Origin of the sequence: Polymorphum gilvum SL003B-26A1, assembly GCF_000192745.1 — a bacterium.
Lineage (GTDB): Bacteria > Pseudomonadota > Alphaproteobacteria > Rhizobiales > Stappiaceae > Polymorphum > Polymorphum gilvum.
In genome coordinates this window covers 2,981,357-3,002,466 of record NC_015259.1, presented here as the reverse complement: position 1 = coordinate 3,002,466, position 21,110 = coordinate 2,981,357, and the positions used below count along the sequence as shown (strand labels likewise).

Below are 21,110 nucleotides of genomic sequence, written 5' to 3'. Positions count from 1 at the left end.
TGTTCTCAAAAGGCCTGGCTCAAGCCGACATAGAGGGCGAAGTCGGGATCGTCCTTCTCGGGAGAAAGTGGGACCGCGACGTCGAGACGCAAGGGGCCGATGGGCGTGAAATAGCGCAATCCGGCGCCGACGCCGATCTTCAGCGGCCGCGACAGGTCGGGCACGCTGTCGGCATAGGCGTTGCCCGCGTCGACGAAGCCGACGATCCCGATGGTCTCGGTCGCCTTGACGCGCACCTCGCCGGACAGTTCGATCAGGCTCAGCCCGCCGGTGACCTCGCCGTTCAGCCGCGGCCCGACGTTGCGGTAGGCATAGCCGCGGATCGAGCCGCCGCCGCCGGCGATGAAGCGCCGGCTGGCCGGCACGTCCTGGATGCTGGCGCCGAGGATGCTGCCGACGCTCGCCTTGCCGGCCAGCACGAAGCGCGCGGCGTCGTCGAGCGCCGCATAGGTCGAGGCCGTGCCCTTGAGGAACAGCATGTTGCTCTTGCCGCGGATGTCGTAGGCCGGCTCGCCGAACAGGCTGGCGAACACGCCCTCGGTCGGGTTGAGCGGGTCGTCGCGGCTGTCGAAGCTCAGTTCGCCCGGCACGCCGACCAAGAAGTAAGTATGGTTGCCGTAGACGTCCTGCTCGTCGGCGTAATAGGCCTCGACGCCGGCGCGGCCCCTGATCTGGTCGGTGAACTCGCGCCGCAGGTAGGCGTCGGCGGTCACCGAGCGGCTGGTGTAGGCGTCCGGGGTTTCCTGCTTGGCGCCGAGGCTCGTCGTGAAGCGCGTCAGCGGGCCGAACACGCCCGGCTTCTCGAAGGCGATCCGGCCGGCATATTCCATGTCGCCCAGCTCGGTGTTGCCGAGGCGCCCGACCGAGCCCTCGACGCTCAGCAGCTCGCCGCGTCCGAACAGGTTGCGCCGCCGCCAGTAGGCTTCCAGCCCGATGCCTTCCGTGCTCGACCAGGTCGCGCCGGCGCCGATCACGTGTCGCTTGCGCTCGCTCACCTCGATGGTGATCGGCAGCCGGCCGTCGGGGCCGACCGTGTCGCCCTCGACGAAGCGCACGCTGGCGAAGATGCCGAGGTCGTTGAGCCGCTTCTGCGCTCGCGCCAGCACCTCCGGGTCGTAGGTCTCGCCCTCCGGGATCATCGCCTGCACGGCGACGAAGTCGGGATCGGTCACCTCGGTGCCGGCGACCGCCACTGGGCCGAAGCGTGCCTGCTCGCCGGCGGTGGCCGAGAGCGTCACGTCCAGCGTGTTGCTGGCGTGGTCGGCGACGATGACCCGTTCGGCGATGCGCGCCTTGGGATAGCCGCGCCCGCGCAGCAGGGTGACGATCTGCCGCTCGGCGTCGAGGATCTTGACCGAATCGGCTGCGGCGCCCGGCGCCAGGCCCCAGAAGGCCGGATCGGTCGAGATCGCGCCGGCGGCCGCGCCGCGCGTCTCGATGCGCACCGCGCCGAAGCGGAAGATCGGCCCGGCGTCGACCGCGATGGTCACCGGCACCGGCCGCGCGTCCGGGATGTCGCCGCTGTCCAGCGCCCGCTGCAGCGGCACGCCGCCGAGCCTGATGTCGACCGTGCCGCCGTAGCGCCCGGCGGTGTAGAGCCGGGCGACCAGCCGGTCGAGGTCGTTGAGCGCGCGCGAGATCAGCCCGGCCTCGCCCGACGGCGGATTGTCCGTCTCGCCGACCAGCAGCGAGGTCTCCTCCAGCAGCGCCTTGAGGTCGTCGTCGCCGCCGGCGAGCGTCAGCGTCGGCGCATAGGGCAGGGCGTCGGGCACCGTCTCCGCCGGCGTCTCGGCGCCGAACAGCGTGAAGCCGAACAGCTCGAAGCCCTGCGCCGACGCGCTCCAGGTCGCCAGCGCGAGCGCCAGAACGACCGCATGAGGCGCGCGCGCGTATAGCCCGGCCGCGGAAAACCCGCCCGAACTCGCCCCGCCCGAATGCGGCCCGTCCGCGCATACCCCGCCCGTCCGCCGGGCGGCCCCTGTCGGGGCCGGGCGCCGAGGCCGGCCTGCCAGCGGGCGGCCGGAACGGAAGGACGGTAGACGCATCACCTGCTGCCGCCTTGGTGTTTCGGTCAGGGAAGCGCCCCGCGCGGACGCCTCGCCACGCCCTATATGGCACGGCAAGACCGCCAAGGCGAGTTGCCCCGCCGCCGGGTCATTCCCAAGGGTCATCTTCCCAGGGGTGTCGCCAAAGTCGTCCCCCGGGTCGACCCCCGGCGTCATCCCTAACGAAGTCTTAGTCTAGCCGCAGAGGGTTAAGGGAAAGCTGTCAGGCGGCGGCGAGACCCACGGCGTGGTGCAGCTGAGGCTTGGCGCCCATGCTGTTCCGACTTGGCCTGGGTGGTCGGCCGGGCGGGGACTGCCGGCAAGCCGACGCGTGGATCGCCTTCTACCGTCACCAGCGGCCTCATGCTCCCCATGGCCGACAGCAAGGTCGCAGCGGTCTGCTTCAATCCCATCGAAACCGATCGGAACAGGCCCAGGCAATTGCTTGAATCAACCTGAAACCTGTCCAAGGGTCGGGGAGTAGCTCACCCTTCTTTGCCCCCGCCCGGGTCAGAACAGCGGCGGTTCCTCGGCGAGGCCGAGCTGGCGGCGGGCGGCGGTCAGCGTGTTGGCCATCAGCATGGCGATGGTCATCGGCCCGACGCCGCCGGGCACCGGCGTGATCGCGCCGGCGCGCGTGCGCGCCTCGTCGAAGGCGACGTCGCCGACCAGCCGCGTCGCGCCCGCGCCCCTGTCCGGCGCCGGGATGCGGTTGATGCCGACGTCGATCACCGTCGTGCCGGGCTTGATCCAGTCGCCGCGCACCATCTGCGGCCGGCCGACGGCGGCGACCACGATGTCGGCGCGCCGCACCACCGCGGGCAGGTCGCGGGTGCGGCTGTGGGCGATGGTCACCGTGCAGCTTTCGGCCAGCAGCAGGCTCGCCATCGGCTTGCCGACGATGTTGGAGCGCCCGATCACCACTGCCTCCAGCCCGGCCAGCGGGCCGGGAAGCGTGCGCTTCAGCAGCACCAGGCTGCCGGCCGGCGTGCACGGCACCAGCGCGCTGGCGCGCTCGCCCGCCGTCAGCAGGCCGACATTGACCGGATGGAAGCCGTCGACGTCCTTGTCCGGCCGGATCAGCCGCAGCACCGTGCTGGCGTCGATGTGGTCCGGCAGCGGCAGCTGCACCAGGATGCCGTGGATGTCGGCGTCGTCGTTGAGCCGCGCCACCAGGGCGACGAGCTCGGCCTGCGAGGTCGTCGCCGGCAGCGTGTGCTTGACCGAATGGAAGCCGCAGGCCTCCGCCGCCTTGTCCTTGTTGCGGACGTAGACCTCGCTCGCCGGGTCCTCGCCGACCAGCACCACCGCGAGCCCCGGCCGCCGACCGGTCTCGCGCACCAGCCGCGCCGCGCGGGCGGTGATTTCGGCGCGCACGGAGGCGGCGATCGCCTTGCCGTCGATCAGGATGGGCTCGCTCATGGGGAAGGCCTCGTGTCAGGGCGTCTCGTCTGGCGCCCTGTTACAGCCTGCGCGCGTGGGCGTCCAGTTCGCTGAGCGCGCAGACGATATGGTAGAACGAACTCGCCGGCGCCGGCTCGTCGCGGAAGCGCCCGTCGGCCTCCAGCTTGTCGCGCCACAGGCCGGCGAGCGGCACGTCGAGATAGGGGCGCAGCGCCGCCCCGGCGCGCAGCGCCGAGCCGAGATAGGCGCGCCGCGCCGCCGCTCCTTCCGCGATCTCCGCCAGCGCCAGTGCCGCCTTCAGCCATTCGGTCTGCGCCCACAGCCGGGCCACCGGGTCGAGCACGGCGAAGCGCTCGTCGAGCGCCATCATCGCCACCTGCCGGTCGGGGCAGACGCCGTGCTCCTCGCCGATCGCAAACAGCCGCCGTGCGGCGGCCAGCGCGCGCGCCTCGCCGCGCGCCGTGCCCCAGCGCACCAGCAGCCAGGCCCATTCGAACTGGTGCCCCGGCTCCAGGATGCGCCCGCGCGCGTCCGGCATCGGCCGCCAGTCGGCGTCGAAGAACTCGCGCAGGCCGCCGCTCGTCGCGTCGATGAAGCGCTCCAGCGCCAGGCCGGCGATCTCGTCGGCAAGCGCCGTCCAGGCAGGTCCGCCGCCGGCCGCCTCCCAGGCGAGCGCGGCCTCGAACAGGTGCATGTGCGGGTTTGAGCACAGCGGCAGCCGCTCCGGCGCGCCCTCGTGGAAGCCGCCGGCCGGATGGCCGCAGGCCGCCTTCAGGCGGGCGAGCAGCCGCGCCGCCCGTTCGCGGTAGGCCGGCGCCCGCCCGGCGTCCTCCGCGGCCGCATGGGCCAGCGCGAACAGCGCGAAGGCCTGGTTGTAAAGGTCGAAGCCCGGGTCGAGCAGGGCGCCCTCGGCCGACACCAGCGCGCCCACCGTGCCGTCGCCGAGGCCGTAGCGCTCCAGGAACAGGGCGAGCCCTTCGCGCGCCGGCGTGCGCCAGTCGCCGTCCCAGCCCATGCGTCCGGCCTCCAGGAAGCTGTAGACCTGGCGCGGCTGCACGCGCGCCCGGCGCGGCGCGTCGACCGCCGCGCCGGTGGCCACGTCGATGGCCTCGTGGAAGCCGCCGCGCTCCCGGTCGATGCCGGCCGCATGCCAGCGCGGCAGGGCGGCGGCGAACAGCCAGCCGCGCATCTCCTCGGCCATCGCCTTGACGGCGCGGGAAACGTCCCCGGCTTCGTCGGGGGCCGGGGCGTCGCGCGCTGCAGGGGGCTGGTCGATGGTCACGTCGGTCGTCCTCGGGAACGGAGGGAGGGGCGGTGCCGCGCCGCACTATAGGGCGCGTCGGCGGCCCGGAAAAGCGCCGACCGGCACCGACACGCCGGTCGGGCGGTAGCCTTAACGATTTGAATTCGATTGGTGTTGTAAACCGGGCACATAGGGTAACCTCTCTCGTCCCGCCGCCGTCCCGATTCTTGGATGCGGCCGTCCCGGATGCTAGGGAGGGACGGGACAGATCGACGGGATGGGATCGTGATGCGGATATTGGCCGTTCTGGCGCTTTTGGCGGCCCTTTCGGGCTGCGGCGCGCTTCCGGGTGAGGGGCCTTCGGCGATCGGGATCACGTCTGAGGAGATATCGGCGCAGGGGAGTTCGGTTCCGACTGGGTCTGAGTCCTATGCGGTTGTGTCGATCGAGCCGTCGAACATCGATGTGATCAAGGCGTACCGTCCTCTGGCGTTTTCGAACCAGTTCCGCGGGGTTGGCTCCGGCGGCGGGTCGTCGGCGCTTCTGGGGGTCGGCGACAGCCTGCAGGTCAAGATCTTCGAGGCCTCGCGCGAGGGTTTGTTCTCGCCGGGCGATTCGGACAGCACGCTGGTTCCCGCGGTGATCGACGAGACGGGTCACGTGTTCGTGCCCTATGCGGGGCGGATCGCGGCGGCGGGTCTGACGGTGGAGGGTCTGCGGGCGTCGATCGAGCAGAAGCTGGTCGGCAAGGCGGTCGAGCCTCAGGTCCTGGTGGTGGTTGCCGACAAGCAGAGTTCGACGGCGGTGGTGGTGGGTGACGTCGGCAAGCCGGGGGTGTATCCGCTGCCGGTGCGCCAGACGCGGCTTCTGGAGCTTGTCGCGGTGGCCGGCGGACCGCGGGCTGCGACCTACGAGACGGTTGTGACGCTGAAGCGGGGTCCGCGGTCGGGGACGACGCGGCTTGAGCACCTGATCGACTATCCGGAGAACAACGTGCTGGTGGCGCCGGGCGACAACGTGCTGCTGTCGCATCGCCCGCGCACCTTCTCGGCCTTCGGGGCGGTGAAGGCGAACCAGCTGGTGGCGTTCAAGACCAAGAGCGTGACGCTGGCCGAGGCGCTGGCGACGGTGGGCGGTCTGAACGACTACCGGGCGGACGCGGGCGGGATCTTCCTGTTCCGCTTCGAGGACGCGGATCTTGTGCGCGCGCTCAAGCCGGAGCTTGCCGGTCGTCTGTCGGGGGGGGAGCAGGTGCCGCTGGTGTACCGGCTGAGCCTGCGCGATCCGCAGGGCTTCTTCCTGGCGCGCTTCTTCGAGATGCGCGACAAGGACATCCTCTACGTGGCCAACCATCCGACGGCGGAGTTCGGCAAGTTCCTGCAGATCATCGCGCCGCTGATCAGCAACGTGGCGACGGTGAACTCGTCCTTCTTCGACGACTGACGGGACGGATCCGTCTGGAGGATCTGTCTGGAGGATCTGGCAAGGGCGCCCGGGGACGGCCGGGGGCGGGGACGGGGAAAGCGGTAAGGCGGCATGGCGGAGGCGGGAACGGGGTCGGAGCGGGTGTTCGTGTTCCTGCAGGGACCGCCGTCGATCTTCGCGCGCACGCTGGCCGACGAGCTTGAGCTGCTCGGCCACCGCACGCTGCGGGTCAACCTGTGTCCGGGCGACTGGCTGGACTGGCACGACCGGCGCTGCACGTCGTACCGGGGCAGCCTTGCGGGGTTTCCGGCCTGGCTGGAGGGGTTCCTGCGCCGGGTCGGGGCGAGCGACCTGGTCTATTACGCCGACCGCCAGCCCTATCACGTGGCGGCGGCGGAGGTGGCGGGGCGTCTGGGGATCGCCTGCGCGGCCTACGAGTTCGGCTACCTGCGGCCGGACTGGATCACGCTGGAGCGCAACGGCATGTCGGCGCATTCGCTGTTCCCGGACGATCCGGCGCTGATCCTGTCGGCGGCCGCGGGTCTGCCGGCGATCGACCGGCGGCCGCTGTATCCCTATGCGTTCTGGCGCGAGGCGGCGGCGGAGGTGGTCTACAACCTGGCCAACGTGCTGCTGGCTCCGCTGGCCTATCGGCGCTACGTGCGCGACAAGTTCTACCATCCGCTGGCGGAATACCTGCGCATGGCGCCGCGCCTGGCGCTGGCGCGCTGGCGCGACACCAACGCGGAGCACCTGATCGACGATCTGATCGGCACGGGTCTGCCCTATTACGTGTTCCCGCTGCAGCTGCAGAGCGACTACCAGCTGCGCTACAACGCGCCCTACGACCACATCGGCGAGGCGGCGGAGGAGGTGATCCGCTCGTTTGCCAAGGCGGCACCGGTGTCGGCGCGGCTGGTGTTCAAGATCCACCCGCTCGACCAGGGCATCGAGCCGTGGCGGCGGCTGCTGAAGGGGATCGCGCGCCGCTACGGGGTGCGCAAGCGCATCTACGTGATCGACGGCGGCAACCTGAACCGGCTGCTGGAACACGCCAAGGGCGCGCTGACCATCAACAGCACGACCGGCATCCATGCGCTCAGGGTCGGCTGCCCGACCAAGGTGCTGGGCATCGCGCTCTACGACATCGCCGGCCTGACCAGCCAGGGCCCGCTGGACGCGTTCTGGTCGGACCGCACGCGCCCCGATCCGCAGCTGCTGGAGGCGCTGGAGCGGCTGCTGGCGGCGTCGATCCAGGTCAAGGGCAACTTCTACACCGAGCGCGGCCGGCGCGCCGGCGCGCGCGCCATGGCGCTGCGCCTTGCCGCCGGCACCCTCAACCAGCCCGGCGCCCGCGTCGACCCACCCCCCCGCCTCGAAAGGGCTAGGGCCCAGAACATCCCCACAACCTTCGCCGACCAGCTCGCAACCCGCGGCAAGACCGAAAGATGGTCCCGTGCTTGGCGCGGCTGACCTCGACCTCGGCTCGCCGCCGCTGCCGGCAGCCGCCCTGCCGCGCCGCTTCCTGTTCCTGCAGGGGCCGCTCTGTCCGCTGTTCCGTCGCATGGGCGAACTGCTGCGTGCCGCCGGCCACGAGGTGCACCGGGTCAACCTGTGCGCCGGCGACTGGCTGCACTGGCAGGGGCCCGGCTGCCGCTCCTATCGCGGCCGCATCGCCGACTGGCGCGCCCATGTCGGTGCCCTGATGGACGACCTGTCGATCACCGATCTGGTCCTGCATGGCGACCGGCGTGTCTATCACCGCATCGCGGTCGAGTGCGCGGCGGCGCGCGGCATCGCGGTTGCTGCGACCGAACTCGGCTACCTGCGGCCCGGCTGGATGACCATCGAACGCGGCGGCCTGTCGACGCTGAGCCACTTCCCGACCGATCCCGGCCATATTCGGCGCATCGCGGCCGCTGCCGGCGCCATCGATCTGTCGCCCCGCTACCCGACCTCCTTCTTCCTGGAGGCCGCGCCCGACGTGGTCTACAACCTGACCAACGTCGCCCTCTGGTTCCTCTATCCGCACTTCCGCCGCCACACGATCTACCATCCCGTGCTCGAGTATCTGCGCGCCGGCTGGCGCCTGCTCGGCAAGGCCCGGCGCGACCGGCGGGCCGGCGCGCAGATCGCGGAGCTGTTCGCCTCGGCTGCGCCCTTCTTCGTTCTGCCGCTGCAGCTCGAAGGCGATTTCCAGCTGCGCGCCCATTCGCCCTTTGCAAGTTTCGGCGAGGTGATCGACCTGGTACTGGCTTCCTTCGCCGCCCATGCCCCGAACGAGGCCCGTCTCGTCCTCAAGACCCATCCGCTCGACGCCGGCGTCGAGGGCTGGCCGGATCGCGTGCGCCGCACCGGCGAAGCCCTCGGCCTCGACGACCGGATCGTCTTCCTCGACGGCGGCAGCCTCAGGCCGCTGTTCGAGCGCACCGCCGGCGTCGTCACCGTCAACAGCACCGCCGGGCTGGAGGCGCTGCAGGCCAGTCGCCCAGTCAAGACGCTGGTGCCGGCCCATTTCGACATCGTCGGCATGACCCACCAGGGCGACCTCGACGGCTTCTGGCGCGCGCCTCAGCCTCCCGACGCCGGACTGGTCGACGCCTATGTGCGGGCGATCGCCGCCGCCATCCAGGTGCGCGGCTCGATCCACAACCGCGAGGGCCTGGAGGCCGCCGCGCGCAACATGGTCACGCGCCTGCTCGAGCGCAGCCTCAACGAGCCCGACGCCTTCGTCGATCCGCCGCCGCGGCTCGCCCGCGCCCGCGCCATGGGCGTGCCGCTGTGATCCGCGCGGCGCGTCTTGCCGACCCGGCGTTGGCGCCGCTCGCCGCAGCCATTGCGCGTGCGACCGGCTGGCGGCTTCGGGCGCCATGGCTGCCGCGATTCGCGACCGGCGAGGTTCTGCTCTGCGGCCTCGGTGCCGCGGCCTTCGCGGCGGCGCGGCACAAGGCGCTCGCCCGCCGCGCTTCGCTCGTCCTGGTCTTTCCCGGTCCGCTGCCGCAGACGGCAGCGCCCTTTCCCGCCGCGCTCGGGCTGATCGAGCTGTCGCCCGACCGCCTGCGCGACAGCGACAGCCTCGCCGCGGCCCTGCGCGCCGGTCTGGCCGACGGCGCCGCGTCGACGCAGGGAGGCGAGGCCGCGCGCCTGCTCGCGCAGTGGCGGGCCGCACCGCCCGATCCCTGGTACCGGCTCGATCCGCTCGATCCGCAGCAGGCGGGCCTGTCGGGTGCCGTCGTCGCTGCGCAGCGCGTTATCGGTCCTGACGTGCCGATCCCGCCGGAGGCCGGGCAGACCGTTCTGGCGCCGGCGCCGGACGGCGGCTACCGGATCGTCACCGCAGGAACCGGGATCGATGCCGGAGCAGGGGGCAATCCGCTGCCGCTGCTGCGCGGCGCCGCGTCCCTGGTCGCCGACGACGAGACCCTCGCGCTCTATGCCCGCCTGTGCGGCTGGCCGGTCGTCGCGCCGCCGGGCTCGCTCGCAGCGCTGATCGACGGCGACGGTGTCGCGGCCTCTGTCCTGTCGGTCCTGCGCTGGCTCGATCCTTACGACGGCGCGCCGATGGCCGCCCGCGACGCGCTCGACACCGCCGCCCTGTTGGCGAAGAGCTGGGCCGACAACGACCGGCCGTCCTTCTGTATCGGCTCCCAGACCTGGAACCACGCGGCCATCCGCGCCACCTTCACCGGCTGCGGCGGCTCGGTCACCTTCTGCGACGGTCCTGAGGCCGCCCCGACCGCCCTGGCCGCCGCGCAGGCCGCCGGCGGCCGTATCCTGTCCTGGGCCGGTAAGACGCCGCCGGAGCTGGAGATCGCCTGCGCGGCCGCCGGCGTGCCGCTCTTGCGCATCGAGGACGGCTTCCTGCGTTCCGTAGGCCTCGGCGCCGGCCTCGCCCGCGGCGCCTCGCTCGCCGCTGACGACCTCGGCATCTACTACGACCCGTCGCGCCCGAGTCGGCTCGAGGTCCTGCTGGAGACCCGCGAACTGACCGCCGACGAGCGTGCGCGTGCCGCCGCCCTCGGTCGCGCCATCGTCGCCGCCCGCCTGTCGAAATACAATTTCGGCCGCAGCCGGACGCATGCCTTCCCGGCCGACCGCGCGGTCGTGCTGGTGCCCGGCCAGGTCGCCGACGACGCCGCCGTGCGCCGGTCGCAGTCGGCGACCATCGCCTGCGCCAGCACCGACAACGTCAACCTCGACCTGCTGCGTCTCGCGCGCGTCCGCCATCCGGACGCCTTCCTGGTCTACAAGCCCCATCCCGACGTCGAGACCGGCCTGCGCAAGGGCCGCATCGCCGACGCCGATCTCGCCGGCCTCGCCGACCATGTCGCCCGCGACGCCAACATCATCGACCTGATCGAGGCCAGCGACCGGCTGGAGACCTTCTCCTCGCTGTCCGGCTTCGAGGCGCTGCTGCGCGGCAAGCCGGTCACCGTCCACGGCCTGCCCTTCTATGCCGGCTGGGGCCTCAGCGACGACCTGACCCCCTGTCCGCGCCGCACGCGCCGGCGCAGTCTCGACGAACTGGTCTACCTCGCCCTCGTCGTCTACACCCGCACCATCGACCCGGTGTCGCTGCTGCCCTGCCGGCCGGAGTATCTGGTCGGCCGACTCATGCGCCAGCGCGCCAGCCGCTGGCACCGTCTCAGGACTGCCGTCCTGCGCCACGCGTCCTGGCTCGGCCGCCGTCTCGGCATTTGACGGCAGCGGGCCGGCAGGGTATCGGCGACAAGTAGGACACGGATCGGACACGGGCAGGACACGGTCAGTCCTCGCCGGAAGTCCCTGGAGAGCGTGCAAGATGGCGAAATTCGACCCGTCCACCATCGTCCTGACCGGCGCCAGCGGTGGCATCGGCACGGCGCTGGCGCTGGAATACGCCACGCCGGGCCGCCATCTGGTGTTGATCGCCCGCGACCCGCATCGCCTTGACATGCTTGCCGAAAACGTCCGCCGCAAGGGCGCGGAGGCGGAAACGGCAGCGCTCGATATCCGCGACCGCGCGGCGCTGCATGCCTTTCTCGCCGAGGCCGATGCGCGCCGCCCGGTCGACCTGCTGATCGCCAATGCCGGCGTCACCGCCGGCCTCGGCGCCGGCCGCTCGCGCGAGCCCGACGACGCCTCCGACCGCCAGTTCGAGATCAATTTCCGTGGTACTGTCAATACGATAACGGGACTTGTCGAACAGATGCGGGCACGCCGGCGCGGCCATATCGCCCTGGTCGCCTCGCTCGCCGGCCTGCGCGCCCTGCCGGACATGCCGTCCTACAGCGCCTCCAAGGCGGCGGTGATATCCTACGGCCACTCCCTGCGCGGCTGGCTCGCGGCCGACGGCGTCGGCGTCACGATCCTGTGTCCGGGCTTCGTCACCTCGCCCATGTCGGCGCGTCACAAGGGCGCCAAACCCTTTGAAATCACAGCGGAAGACGCTGCGCGCCGGATGCGTCGGGCGATCGAGCGCCAGCGCAGCCTGCACGCCTTTCCGTTCCTGCTGGCGACTGGGATCCGCCTGCAGGGCATCCTGCCGCCGCGGCTATCCGACTATTTCATGAAGCCCTTCGCCGCGGAAATCGAGGACGACCCCCGCTTCCGCGACTGACCGCTCAGCGCGCCGCCTTGATCAACCGGTCGACGGCCGTGCCGTCGGCGCGAATCTGCTTGAGTTCTTCGGCCGTTAGCGCCACTGCACGCTCGATCTGCTCGAACGTGTGCTCGCTGGTGATGAAGAAGCGCAGCCGCGCCGCCTTTTCCGCCACGGCCGGGAAGATGATCGGCAAGGCATTGAGTCCACGGGACAAAAGCCGGTTTGACAGGACCGCCGCGCCGACCGACTCGCCGACGATCACCGGCACCACCGAGTAGCCGGCGCTCGGTCCGGTATCCAGTCTGGCCGCCCTGGCGCAGGCGAGAAAATGCCGGCCGTTCGCCTGCAGCCGTGCCACCCGCTCCGGTTCCCGCTCCATCACCTGGATCGAGGCGATCGCCGCCGCTGCCAGCGCCGGCGCCAGACCGACCGAGAACACGAACCCGGGCGCCGTCGTCTTGAGATAGTCGCACAGCACCCGCGAGCCGGCGATGTAGCCGCCGCAGGACGAGAAGGTCTTGCTGAGCGTTCCCATCCACAACTCGACCTCGTTCGGGTCGATGCCGAAATGCTCGGCGATGCCATGGCCGGTGGCGCCGAGGACGCCGATCGAATGGGCCTCGTCGACCATCAGCCAAGCATCGTACGCCTGCTTGAGGTGAACCAGGCGCTTGAGATCGGGAAAGTCCCCATCCATGGAATAGAGACCTTCGACGACGATCAGCACATGATCGTACTTGTGGCGGTTCTCCGCCAGCAGGCGCTCCAGCGCTTCGAGGTCATCGTGGGGGAAATTGATCCGTGTCGCACCTGACAGCCGCGCGCCTTCGGCGATGCTGTTGTGCACCAGGCTGTCGGTCAGGATCAGGTCGCCCTTGTTCATCAGGTGACCGATGGTCGTCACGTTGGTGGCGTGGCCGCTGACCATGACGATCGATGCCTCCACCCCGTGCACACGCGCCAGGGCATCTTCGAGGTCGCGGTGCAGGGGACGCTCGCCGGCCACGATCCGGCTGGCGGAAACGCTGATGCCGTAGGTCTCGATCGCCGCCTTGGCAGCTGCCGCCACGTCGGGGTGGCCGTTGAGGCCGAGGTAGTTGTAGGAGGCGAAGTTGTCGTGGACCTTGCCGTCGATGACGGTGGTTCCCGCGGCCAGTCCGTCATGGGGGCGGAAGAACGGATTGTCTATGCCCATCATGTCTGCGGCCGCCCGCTGCATCTGCAGCTGCTTGATCTGCGGCAGTTCGGCGAAATCGAAGGCCTTGCGCTTGGGCTCGGGAGCCTGGGCCGACACCGGCGCGGGACGCCGGTCGCGGTTGGCCTTTCGTCCGGCCCGGATACTCTCCATCAGCCGGTCACGGTCGCTGCCGGCGATGCCGCCGAGTTTGGATCGCCGCTCGCTCACAGCAGCGACCTCAGTTCGCGGCTCTTGGCCTCGACCTGTTCGGCGATGTCGGACAGGTCCTCGGTTTCCGTACGGTCGTCGGTCATGTGCTGGCTCGCAAGCTGTCGGGCCTCGCCGGAGACACCATTGTCGGCCTCACCGCCGAGGACGCGGTTCGCGACGCGCGCCGACAGGTCGATAAGGGTGGCACCGTTGGCGAGCGACATCAAGGGGATGTCGATGCCGAGCTGGCGTTCAGCGCTCATCCGCAGTTCGAGCGCCATCAGAGAGTCCATGCCGACCTCCGACAGCGGCTTGTGCGGATCGATCTCCTCCGGCGCGATACGCAGGATCTTGCCGATCTCTCCGGCAAGGAGGTTGGCGACCGTCTGCGCCGCCTTGACCTTGTCCATGCCCTTGAGCATGGCATGCAGGTCGATGGCGCCTTCCACCGGTCCGGAGTCCTCGCCGCTGCCGAGGCCCAGCAGGTCGACCAGCGGCGTGGCAAGCAAGGCGAGGTCGCGACGGGCCGACTGCCAGTCGATGCGCGCATAGCCGACCGCCGCAGTCTCGAGCGAGTCCTGCGGCTCTGCCATCAGCGCGACAAGACCATCGAGGGCCTCGCGCGCGGTCAGCGCATGGCGCCCGAGCTTGCGCGCCAGCAATTCGTTGACGTCGTCGTTGCGGGCCAGATAGCCGGCGTCGGAAATGGCGCCCCAGGCGACCGCAAGGCCGGGCTTGCCCTCGGCGCGCCGCTTGCGGGCGAGTGCTTCCAGATAGCCGTTCGCGGCGACGTAGTTGGCCTGGCCGGGGTTGCCGACCAGCGTGGTCGCGGAGGAATACAGCACGAAATGGTCCAGGGGATCTCCGGCGGTCAGCACGTCGAGCAGTTCAGCGCCGCGGATCTTCGGTGCCAGCACACGGGTCAGGCCGTCGTGGTCGAGGTTCGCGAGAAGGCCGTCGTTCAGCACCATGGCGGTGTGGAAGACACCCCGGATAGGCGGCATCGTGCTCCGGCAGTCGGCCAGCGTCTTGGCCAATGTCGCTTCGTCCGTGAGATCGCAGGCCGGCGCAACGACACGCACGCCACGTGTCTCAAGTTCGGCGGCAACCGCCCTGGCATCGTCGGAATCCGTACCGCGCCGGCTTAGTACGAGCAGGTTCCGCGCGCCGAGATCGGTCATCCGCCGCAGCAGTTCCGCCCCGAAGCCGCCGAAGCCGCCGCCGACGACATAGGTCGCGTCGGGCCTCAGCGCGAGGCTACGGCGGCGCGGTACCGCGGCGGGAACGGCCGGCGGGCGCAGCACGATCTTGCCGATATGGCCGGCCTGCTGCATGAGTCGGAAGGCATCGATCACACCGTCCGCCTCGAACACGCGATAGGGCAGGGGGGCCAGGGTGCCGTTTTCGAACAGGCGGACCAGTTCGATGAACAGGTCCTTGGCCAGTTTCGGCTGCCGGGTCAGCAACTGGTCGGCGTCGATGCCGAAATAGGTCAGGTTCTGCCGGAACGGTCGCAGGCCGATGCGGGTGTTGCCGTAGTAGTCGCGCTTGCCGAGTTCCAGGAAGCGGCCGAACGGCTTCAGCACCTCGATGCTGCGTTCCATCGCCTCGCCGAACAGCGAGTTGAGCACCACGTCGACGCCCTGGCCGTCCGTGGCCTCCATGATGTCGTCGACGAAGGCGAGGCTGCGCGAGTCGAGCACCAGATCGGCTCCGAGCAGCTTGAGGAAGCTGCGCTTTTCCTCCGAACCGGCGGTCGTGATGGTGCGCGCGCCACGCCATTTGGCGATCTGCAGCGCGGCGAGGCCGACGCCACCGGCGCCGCCGTGGATGAGTACCGTCTCCCCTTCGCCGAGTCTGGCCAGATGAACCAGCGCGTAATAGGCCGTCAGGAACGTGACCGGAATGGTCGCAGCCTCTTCCGAGGTGACGGTCGAGGGCATGGGCGCGCACGCCGCCTCGGACACCGTGACATGGCTCGCGAAACAGGCCGGGGCGAAAGTGATGACCCGCTCGCCCGGCTGGAACCGGGTGACGGCAGGACCGACCGAAACGACGGTGCCGCAGCATTCCATGCCCAGGGTCGGCCCGGCGAAACCGTCTTCCAGCGCTTCCTCGGGCAGGAGGCCGAGGGCCCACATGACATCGCGGAAGTTCAGGCCGCTGGCCTCGACGGCGATTTCGATCTCGTCGTCCCTGGGCAGCTGGCGGTCGATTGCGTGCCAGGCAAGCTGATCGAGCGAGCCCTGGCGCAGGATGTCCAGCCGCATGACCGGCTCCGCCGTCTCCGATACGGCGGCCTCCGGTAGAAGCCCTCCCTTGACGATACGCAGACCCGCCCGGCGCCGGCCGTCGATGATGATTTCGCGCTCGTCGCCGCCATTCCGGATCTCGTCCGCGAGCCGCACGGCGGCAACGCCAGGTTCGATCGCGGGGGACAGGTCGATCAGACGGATTCCGGCGTTCGGGAATTCGTTCATGGCCACGCGGCCATAGGCCCAGACGCCGCATTGATCGGGCCGATGGCTCGATCCGCCGGCAATATCCTGAACGCCGCCAGGGGCGACGATCCAAAGCCGCGTGTCGTCGAAGCCGATCGTCTTGAGCAGCTGAGTCAGGCTCCAGGTGCGGCTGTCGGTGACCGCAAGGGCATCACCCTCGGCCGCATAGGCGCCGGCAAGATGCACGATTCCGGCAGCGCACTCCGCGAGCAGAGCTTTCAGCGCGTCGTCCGGCTGGTCCGGGTCGATCGACCAGTCGCCATTTTCATCTGGTCCGGTGCGCTCCCCGATGACCGCGACCGTCACGGCGATCGCCGCTTCGGCGAGAGTCGATTTGAGGGCTTCCGCGACCTTCCGGCTCGCGCCGTCCCGATCGGCAATGACGAGGAGCGTCGACGCCTTCTGCGGCTCTTCCGCGGCTTGTTCCGCATCCGCCTGCACAACCGTCTTGCCGTCGGCGGGAGCCCGGGCTGCAATCAGGATCGCTTCGGCGACGTCGCTGTCGAGATTGGTCGTTTCGACCCGCTCAAGGCCTGCAGCGGCAAGATCCCCTTGCCACTCCTCCGGCGTCCGCAGGCGGGACAGGGGGAATGCGTCCACCGCCGTCTCGCGCCACCAGTCGGCGCCAATGCCGCGGATCAGGTCGGTCAGCGGGGAGGGGAGGAATTCGGCGCTGAACAACAGGCCGTCCCTGGACAGGCAGGCGCCGACGCGGGCGATGTCCTGGTTAGAACTTTCCGACAGGTGGCCGCCCGACAGAATGATGTCGAACGGACCGCGGGCGGCCAGCGCCTCGCCATCCTCGAAATCGACGAAGCGGATGGCGTTGCTGCCGGTCCATTGCCGTTCGGCCCGGCCGAGGGAGGTCGCGACGGGGTCCGTCACCACGACCGACGCGTGCCGCGGATCGATCAACCGGTCGAGCGTGAGCAGCAGATCGGCCGACGTGGCGCCGAAAACCAGGATCTTCAACGCCTGGTCGGACGGCCAGGACGTGATCAGGTCAACCGCGACGCGCTTTACGGCCGCCATCAGGTCGGCGGCTGCGGGCGAGGCGGTCTGGTAGGCGTCGAACAGGCCGCCGGCGAAATAGCCCTGGGCGCGTTCGGCAAGTCCGTCGCGCAGAATGTCCTTCAGCCGCAGCGACAGGCGAGACAGCAGCGCGGCTTCAGCGATGTGGCCGGAGGCTTCGACGGCGATGGTCCTGAGGAGGTCGCTGGCCGTCGGACCCTCGGCGGGGTCTTCGATGCGCCAGCCGTCGTCGGTTTCGGTCGCAAGGTCGCTGTCGGAGAGCCACCCGAGCAGGGAATGCACGAGCGGCAGGGCGGACTGAGCGATCAGCCCCTGTTCGACGAGAGCGTCGAGACGCAACGGCTCTGCGCCGGAAAGCTGCCAGAGCGTGTCATGGGCAATGGTCCGGCCGAGCGCTTCGACCAGCAGCAGGGTATCGCCGGGTTCCGGTGCGTCGTCGCAGGCGACGCCGCAGCGTTCCGCAAAGGCCGCGAAACCGTCCGGCATCACCGCCTGGATCGGGGCGACGCGATCCGCGTCCGGAAGCAGCGTCGCGATCGTGCGGTAGACCAGGTCGCTCTGGCGCGTCTCGCGACCGAGCCGGACCGCCCTGAACCGGGCCTGCGACAACCGGGCGACGACGTCGCCGGCGGCATCGAGATATTCGAAGGTCGCCTCGATGGAGCGCGGCGTGGCTCGGGTGACCCGGATCAGCACCGACGTCGGCGCGACCTCAGGCTGCAGCAGGCGCAAGGAGCCAAGCCGGATCGGCAGGAAGCTGGTCTGCGCCGGGATTTCCTCGACGCCGTCGAGCAGCGCGAACAGGCCGTGGAACCCGGCATCCATCAGCGTCGGACACAGGGCGAACTTGCCCCTGGCAACGGCGTCCGTCTGAGGTTTCAGCAGCACGGTCGCCGTGCGCGCGTCATGGGCAAGGACCTTTTCGGCGCGCTGGAATGCCTCACCGTAGCGCAGACCGAAGGTCTGCGTCAGCGCATAAAGAGCCGCGGTTTCCAGCGTCGTGCCTACATTGTCGGGCACTGACAGGGTGGACTTGCGGGCGTTGCGCACGACGCTGACGAAATGGCCGCGCGCGTTGAGAGACCAGTCGGCGCCCTGAAGCCGCGGGCGTGAAAGAACCTCGACCACGCGGTCGTCCGAGGAAATGCGGACCTGCGTCTCCCAGATCTCCGAACCGTCGAAAACCAGCGGCCGCAGGATGTCGAAATCGCGCAACTCGATCTCGTCGGCTCCCGTCCAGCGGATCGCGGCCCGCAATGCCATTTCGGCGAAGCCTGCCGCCGGGAACACGATCGACTCCTCGACCTTGTGATCGGCAAGCCAGGGCAACAGCGCCGGGTCGACGTGATTGAACCACTCGCCGACGTCCTGGCGCAGGCGATAGCCGAGCAGCGGCCAGGTCGTGCCGAACATGTAGTCGATGCTCTCGGCGGTGGCCTCCGGCTTGTAGTCGACATTCTGCCAGGGATAGCTCGGCAGCCCGACGAAAGCGCGCGGCGGTTCGCCGAAGAACTCCTCGAGATCGACCTCTCCGCCATGGGCGAGGATCCCGGCGGCGGCGGTCTCGACCGGATTGAGCGCGTGCTCGCCGCCCTTGACCGGAGCGTCCAGCGAGGGCAGCACGTCGGTGCGGTGCCCTCCCTCGCGCAGCACGTCATTCATGTAGGTGCCGAGCACCGGCTTCGGGCCGATTTCGACGAAAACGCCGATGGTCTGACCGGCCATGCGCTCGATGGCATCGGCGAACAGGACCGGCTGACGCACGTTGCGCCACCAGTAGTCGGAATCGAGGCGGATCTCTTCCGCGTCCGGGTCGACTGTGGAGAAGAACAGCAGGTCGGCAGCCTTGGGCTCGATGCCGGACAACGCCTCAAGCAGCGGCTCGCGGATCGGCTCGACGAGCGCACAATGGAACGGATAGGCAAGGTTCAGCCGGCGCATTGCCCAGCGCTTCTTGCGGGCGAACTTGGCGAAGGCGTCGAGGCTCTCCACCGGGCCGGAGATCGTCACGCTGCGGGGCGAGTTGATCGCAGCGAGCTCGATGCGAGGGAACCCGGCCTCCGCGATCGCCTCTCTGGCCTTGTCCGCCGGCAGCAGCAGTGCGGCCATGGAGCCGAGATGGCGGATCACCTCCTGCTGAGTCGATCGGGCATGGATGACCTTGACGGCCTGGTCGAGCGTCAGCGCCCCGCAGCACCAGGCGGCGGCTACCTCGCCGACGCTGTGGCCGGCAACGGCGCTCGGCCGGATGCCGCGCCTGGCGAGCGCCTCGACCAGCGCTACCTGAATGCCGAACAGCAGAGGCTGGGCGATCTCGGTGCGCTCGATCTCGGTCTCGAGGTCCTCCGAGAAGAGCATGGTCAACAGCGACCAGCCCCCGACGCCCATGAACTTGCGGTCGACCCGCTCGAAGGCTGCCTGAAAGTCCGGATCCTTCTGATAGGCTTCGCAGCCCATGCCGGCCCACTGAGAGCCGTTGCCCGAGAAGACGAAGGCGATCTTCTGGTTGGCGCGGACGGTTGCCCCCTGCACGATATTGGGCGACTTGCGGTCGGCGAGAAAGTCGTCGAGCGCCTGCCGTTTCTCCTCGGCGCTGGCGCCGAGCACCACCAGCCGGTCGCTGAGCAGGTCGCGCGTATAGGCCGCGGACGCTGAGATCGCGCCTGCCGACGGATCGTCCTTGCCGTCGAGCGCTTCGCGATAGCGTTCCGCCAGCGCCTTCAGCGCCGCCTTGCCCCGGGCGCTCAGAACCAGCGGCGTCGTCGGATCGGATGGCTCGGCGGACACCTCCGGCGCGTCGCCGTCGGCAAGGACGACATGGGCATTGGTGCCGCCGAAGCCGAACGAGTTGACGCCGGCAAGGCGCGGGGATCCGTCCTTTTGCAGCGGCACCGGCTCCGCTGCCACGCGCAGGTTCAGGTCCTCGAACGGAATGTCCGGATTGGGCGTGCGGAAATGCAGCGATTTCGGCAGCAGGTCGTGCTTCAGCGCCAGGATCGACTTGAGCAGGCCGACAAGGCCGGATACCGGCTCCAGATGGCCGACGTTGGTCTTGACCGAGCCGATCGCAAGCGGGGTGCTGCGCTTCTGGCCGATCACCTTGCCGAGTGCGTCTGCCTCGGCCGGGTCGCCGACACGCGTGCCGGTACCGTGCGCCTCGACGAACGCAAGCCGATCAGGGGCGATTTCGAGGCCGCCGTAGATCTCCTCGAGCAGGGCTGCCTGAGCATAGGGCGACGGCAGCGACAGGCCGACCGTGCGCCCGTCGGCGTTGATGCCGGATGCGACGATCCGGCCGTGGACCTTGGTACCCGGCAGGCGGGCGGCGCGGGCCGATTGCAGGATCACGGCGACGCCGCCCTCGGAGCGCACGTAGCCGTCGCCGTTGGCGTCGAAGGCCTGGCACAGGCCGGTCGGCGACAGCATGGACGCGCGCGAGAAGCCGACAAAGGCGAACGGGCTCAGCAGCACGCTGATGCCGCAGACGATGGCGGTGTCGATCTGGCCGGTTTCGAGCGCCGAGACGGCTTCGTGAAGCGCCACCAGGGACGAGGAGCAGGCGGTGTCGACCGTGAAGCTCGGTCCGCGCAGGTCGTAGATGTAGGAGATGCGGTTCGAGACGATCGACAGCGTGTTGCCGGTCATGAACTGCATGTCGGCATTCTGCGGATCGATCACGAAGCGGTGGTGGTAATCGAGCGACGAGGCGCCGACGAAGACGCCGGTCGAACTGCCCGCTAGGGCGCTCGGCGGCAGGCCGGCCTGTTCGAGCGCCTCCCAGACCAGCTGCAGCAGGATCCGCTGCTGCGGGTCCATCTGGAGCGCTTCGCGCGGCGAGATGCCGAAGAATGCTGGATCGAATCCCCAGACGTCATCGAGCTGGCCAGCAGCCCAGGTGTAGGTCTTGCCCGCTGCCGAGCGATCCGGATGCCCGAATCGGGTCAGCGGCCAGCGATCTTCGGAAACACTGGTAACGGTGCAGCGCCCCTCCTTTAGGACCCTCCAGAACTCTTCGGTGGACTGTGCGCCCGGAAGACGGCTTGAGTATCCAATAATTTCAATATTGCTTTTAATTGACGCCATTAGACAAGCCTGCGCTTCGTTTTAGCCCTGCTGCTACAGTCACCTGTTGAGTGTTATCTATCGTTGGCCTGTTGCGAGTGTCATGCCTTGGCGGAAAACGTGAAAATAACTATTTATGACAATCGGTATATGCATTTTTACCTCGTTGTACCCAGCCGGTATCTCTTGGATCTCAACGAGCGGATCCATTCGTGTGAACAGAAAACATCTACGATATGTCGCGCCCCGATGACAATGACCTGCATGCCTCTCCCAGCACGCATTTCCGACGAGGAGCCGAAGCGGCATCCTCGCGAAAACACCTCGTTGCCGATAGCTCCGCAGGAGCCCCGGTGCAAGTCTTATTGATCATTCTCCGCGCCGGATAGCCGCTTGTGCGGCCGTGCCGAGGTGACCAGGGGATAAG

General features: G+C 69.4%; 10 protein-coding genes. 5 read left to right on the top strand and 5 right to left on the bottom strand.

Annotated features, from left to right (window positions below; genetic code table 11):
* Positions 1 to 5 precede the first annotated feature (5 nt).
* The 3 genes from SL003B_RS14085 to SL003B_RS14075 all read right to left on the bottom strand — a co-directional run bounded on the left by SL003B_RS14085 (position 6) and on the right by SL003B_RS14075 (position 4,731).
* Positions 6 to 2,045: an autotransporter assembly complex protein TamA gene (locus SL003B_RS14085; protein ID WP_013653532.1), complete on the bottom strand. Its 2,040-nt coding sequence runs from the start codon at positions 2,043 to 2,045 to the stop codon at positions 6 to 8.
* Positions 2,046 to 2,555: 510 nt separating this feature from the next.
* Entirely contained in the window at positions 2,556 to 3,467 is a 912-nt protein-coding gene (gene folD / locus SL003B_RS14080; protein ID WP_013653531.1) for a bifunctional methylenetetrahydrofolate dehydrogenase/methenyltetrahydrofolate cyclohydrolase FolD, read from the bottom strand.
* 40 nt (positions 3,468 to 3,507) lie between these two features.
* On the bottom strand, positions 3,508 to 4,731 hold the full coding sequence (locus SL003B_RS14075) for an AGE family epimerase/isomerase (RefSeq protein ID WP_013653530.1): 1,224 nt from the start codon (positions 4,729 to 4,731) through the stop codon (positions 3,508 to 3,510).
* A 249-nt stretch (positions 4,732 to 4,980) separates the two neighbouring features.
* Between SL003B_RS14075 and SL003B_RS23995 the strand changes: the two genes are divergently transcribed.
* From SL003B_RS23995 to SL003B_RS14050, 5 genes are all read left to right on the top strand, one after another.
* Complete coding sequence (locus SL003B_RS23995) at positions 4,981 to 6,135, top strand: polysaccharide biosynthesis/export family protein (protein ID WP_013653529.1); 1,155 nt, start codon at positions 4,981 to 4,983, stop codon at positions 6,133 to 6,135.
* Positions 6,136 to 6,228: 93 nt separating this feature from the next.
* Positions 6,229 to 7,590, top strand: a complete 1,362-nt coding sequence (locus tag SL003B_RS14065) for a capsule biosynthesis protein (RefSeq protein WP_013653528.1) — start codon at positions 6,229 to 6,231, stop codon at positions 7,588 to 7,590.
* Positions 7,574 to 8,902 carry a capsule biosynthesis protein gene (locus SL003B_RS14060; RefSeq protein ID WP_013653527.1) on the top strand — a complete coding sequence of 443 codons (1,329 nt, stop codon included), beginning with the start codon at positions 7,574 to 7,576 and terminating at the stop codon, positions 8,900 to 8,902. The genes SL003B_RS14065 and SL003B_RS14060 overlap by 17 nt, the downstream gene beginning before the upstream one ends.
* Positions 8,899 to 10,818 carry a capsular polysaccharide export protein, LipB/KpsS family gene (locus SL003B_RS22405; RefSeq protein WP_013653526.1) on the top strand — a complete coding sequence of 640 codons (1,920 nt, stop codon included), beginning with the start codon at positions 8,899 to 8,901 and terminating at the stop codon, positions 10,816 to 10,818. The genes SL003B_RS14060 and SL003B_RS22405 overlap by 4 nt, the downstream gene beginning before the upstream one ends.
* 100 nt (positions 10,819 to 10,918) lie before the next feature.
* Positions 10,919 to 11,716, top strand: coding sequence for an SDR family NAD(P)-dependent oxidoreductase (locus SL003B_RS14050; RefSeq protein WP_013653525.1), 798 nt, complete (start codon positions 10,919 to 10,921; stop codon positions 11,714 to 11,716).
* A 4-nt stretch (positions 11,717 to 11,720) separates the two neighbouring features.
* On the opposite strand, the gene SL003B_RS14045 is transcribed toward SL003B_RS14050, so the two are convergent.
* Both SL003B_RS14045 and SL003B_RS14040 read right to left on the bottom strand, forming a co-directional pair.
* The gene (locus SL003B_RS14045; RefSeq protein ID WP_013653524.1) at positions 11,721 to 13,106 is read right to left on the bottom strand and encodes an aminotransferase class I/II-fold pyridoxal phosphate-dependent enzyme; all 1,386 of its coding nucleotides are present in this window, start codon (positions 13,104 to 13,106) and stop codon (positions 11,721 to 11,723) included.
* A complete protein-coding gene (locus SL003B_RS14040) occupies positions 13,103 to 20,704 on the bottom strand; it encodes a type I polyketide synthase (protein ID WP_041375551.1) in 7,602 nt (2,533 codons plus the stop codon). Before SL003B_RS14040 ends, SL003B_RS14045 begins: the two co-directional genes overlap by 4 nt.
* Between the last annotated feature and the right edge of the window lie 406 nt (positions 20,705 to 21,110).

Excerpts from the sequence above, each read along its gene's own strand:
- folD (WP_013653531.1), bottom strand. The coding sequence starts at position 3,467 with ATGAGCGAGCCCATCCTGATCGACGGCAAGGCGATCGCCGCCTCCGTG.
- SL003B_RS14050 (WP_013653525.1), top strand. The coding sequence starts at position 10,919 with ATGGCGAAATTCGACCCGTCCACCATCGTCCTGACCGGCGCCAGCGGT.
- SL003B_RS23995 (WP_013653529.1), top strand. The coding sequence starts at position 4,981 with ATGCGGATATTGGCCGTTCTGGCGCTTTTGGCGGCCCTTTCGGGCTGC.
- SL003B_RS14040 (WP_041375551.1), bottom strand. The coding sequence starts at position 20,704 with ATGGCGTCAATTAAAAGCAATATTGAAATTATTGGATACTCAAGCCGT.
- SL003B_RS14085 (WP_013653532.1), bottom strand. The coding sequence starts at position 2,045 with ATGCGTCTACCGTCCTTCCGTTCCGGCCGCCCGCTGGCAGGCCGGCCT.
- SL003B_RS14065 (WP_013653528.1), top strand. The coding sequence starts at position 6,229 with ATGGCGGAGGCGGGAACGGGGTCGGAGCGGGTGTTCGTGTTCCTGCAG.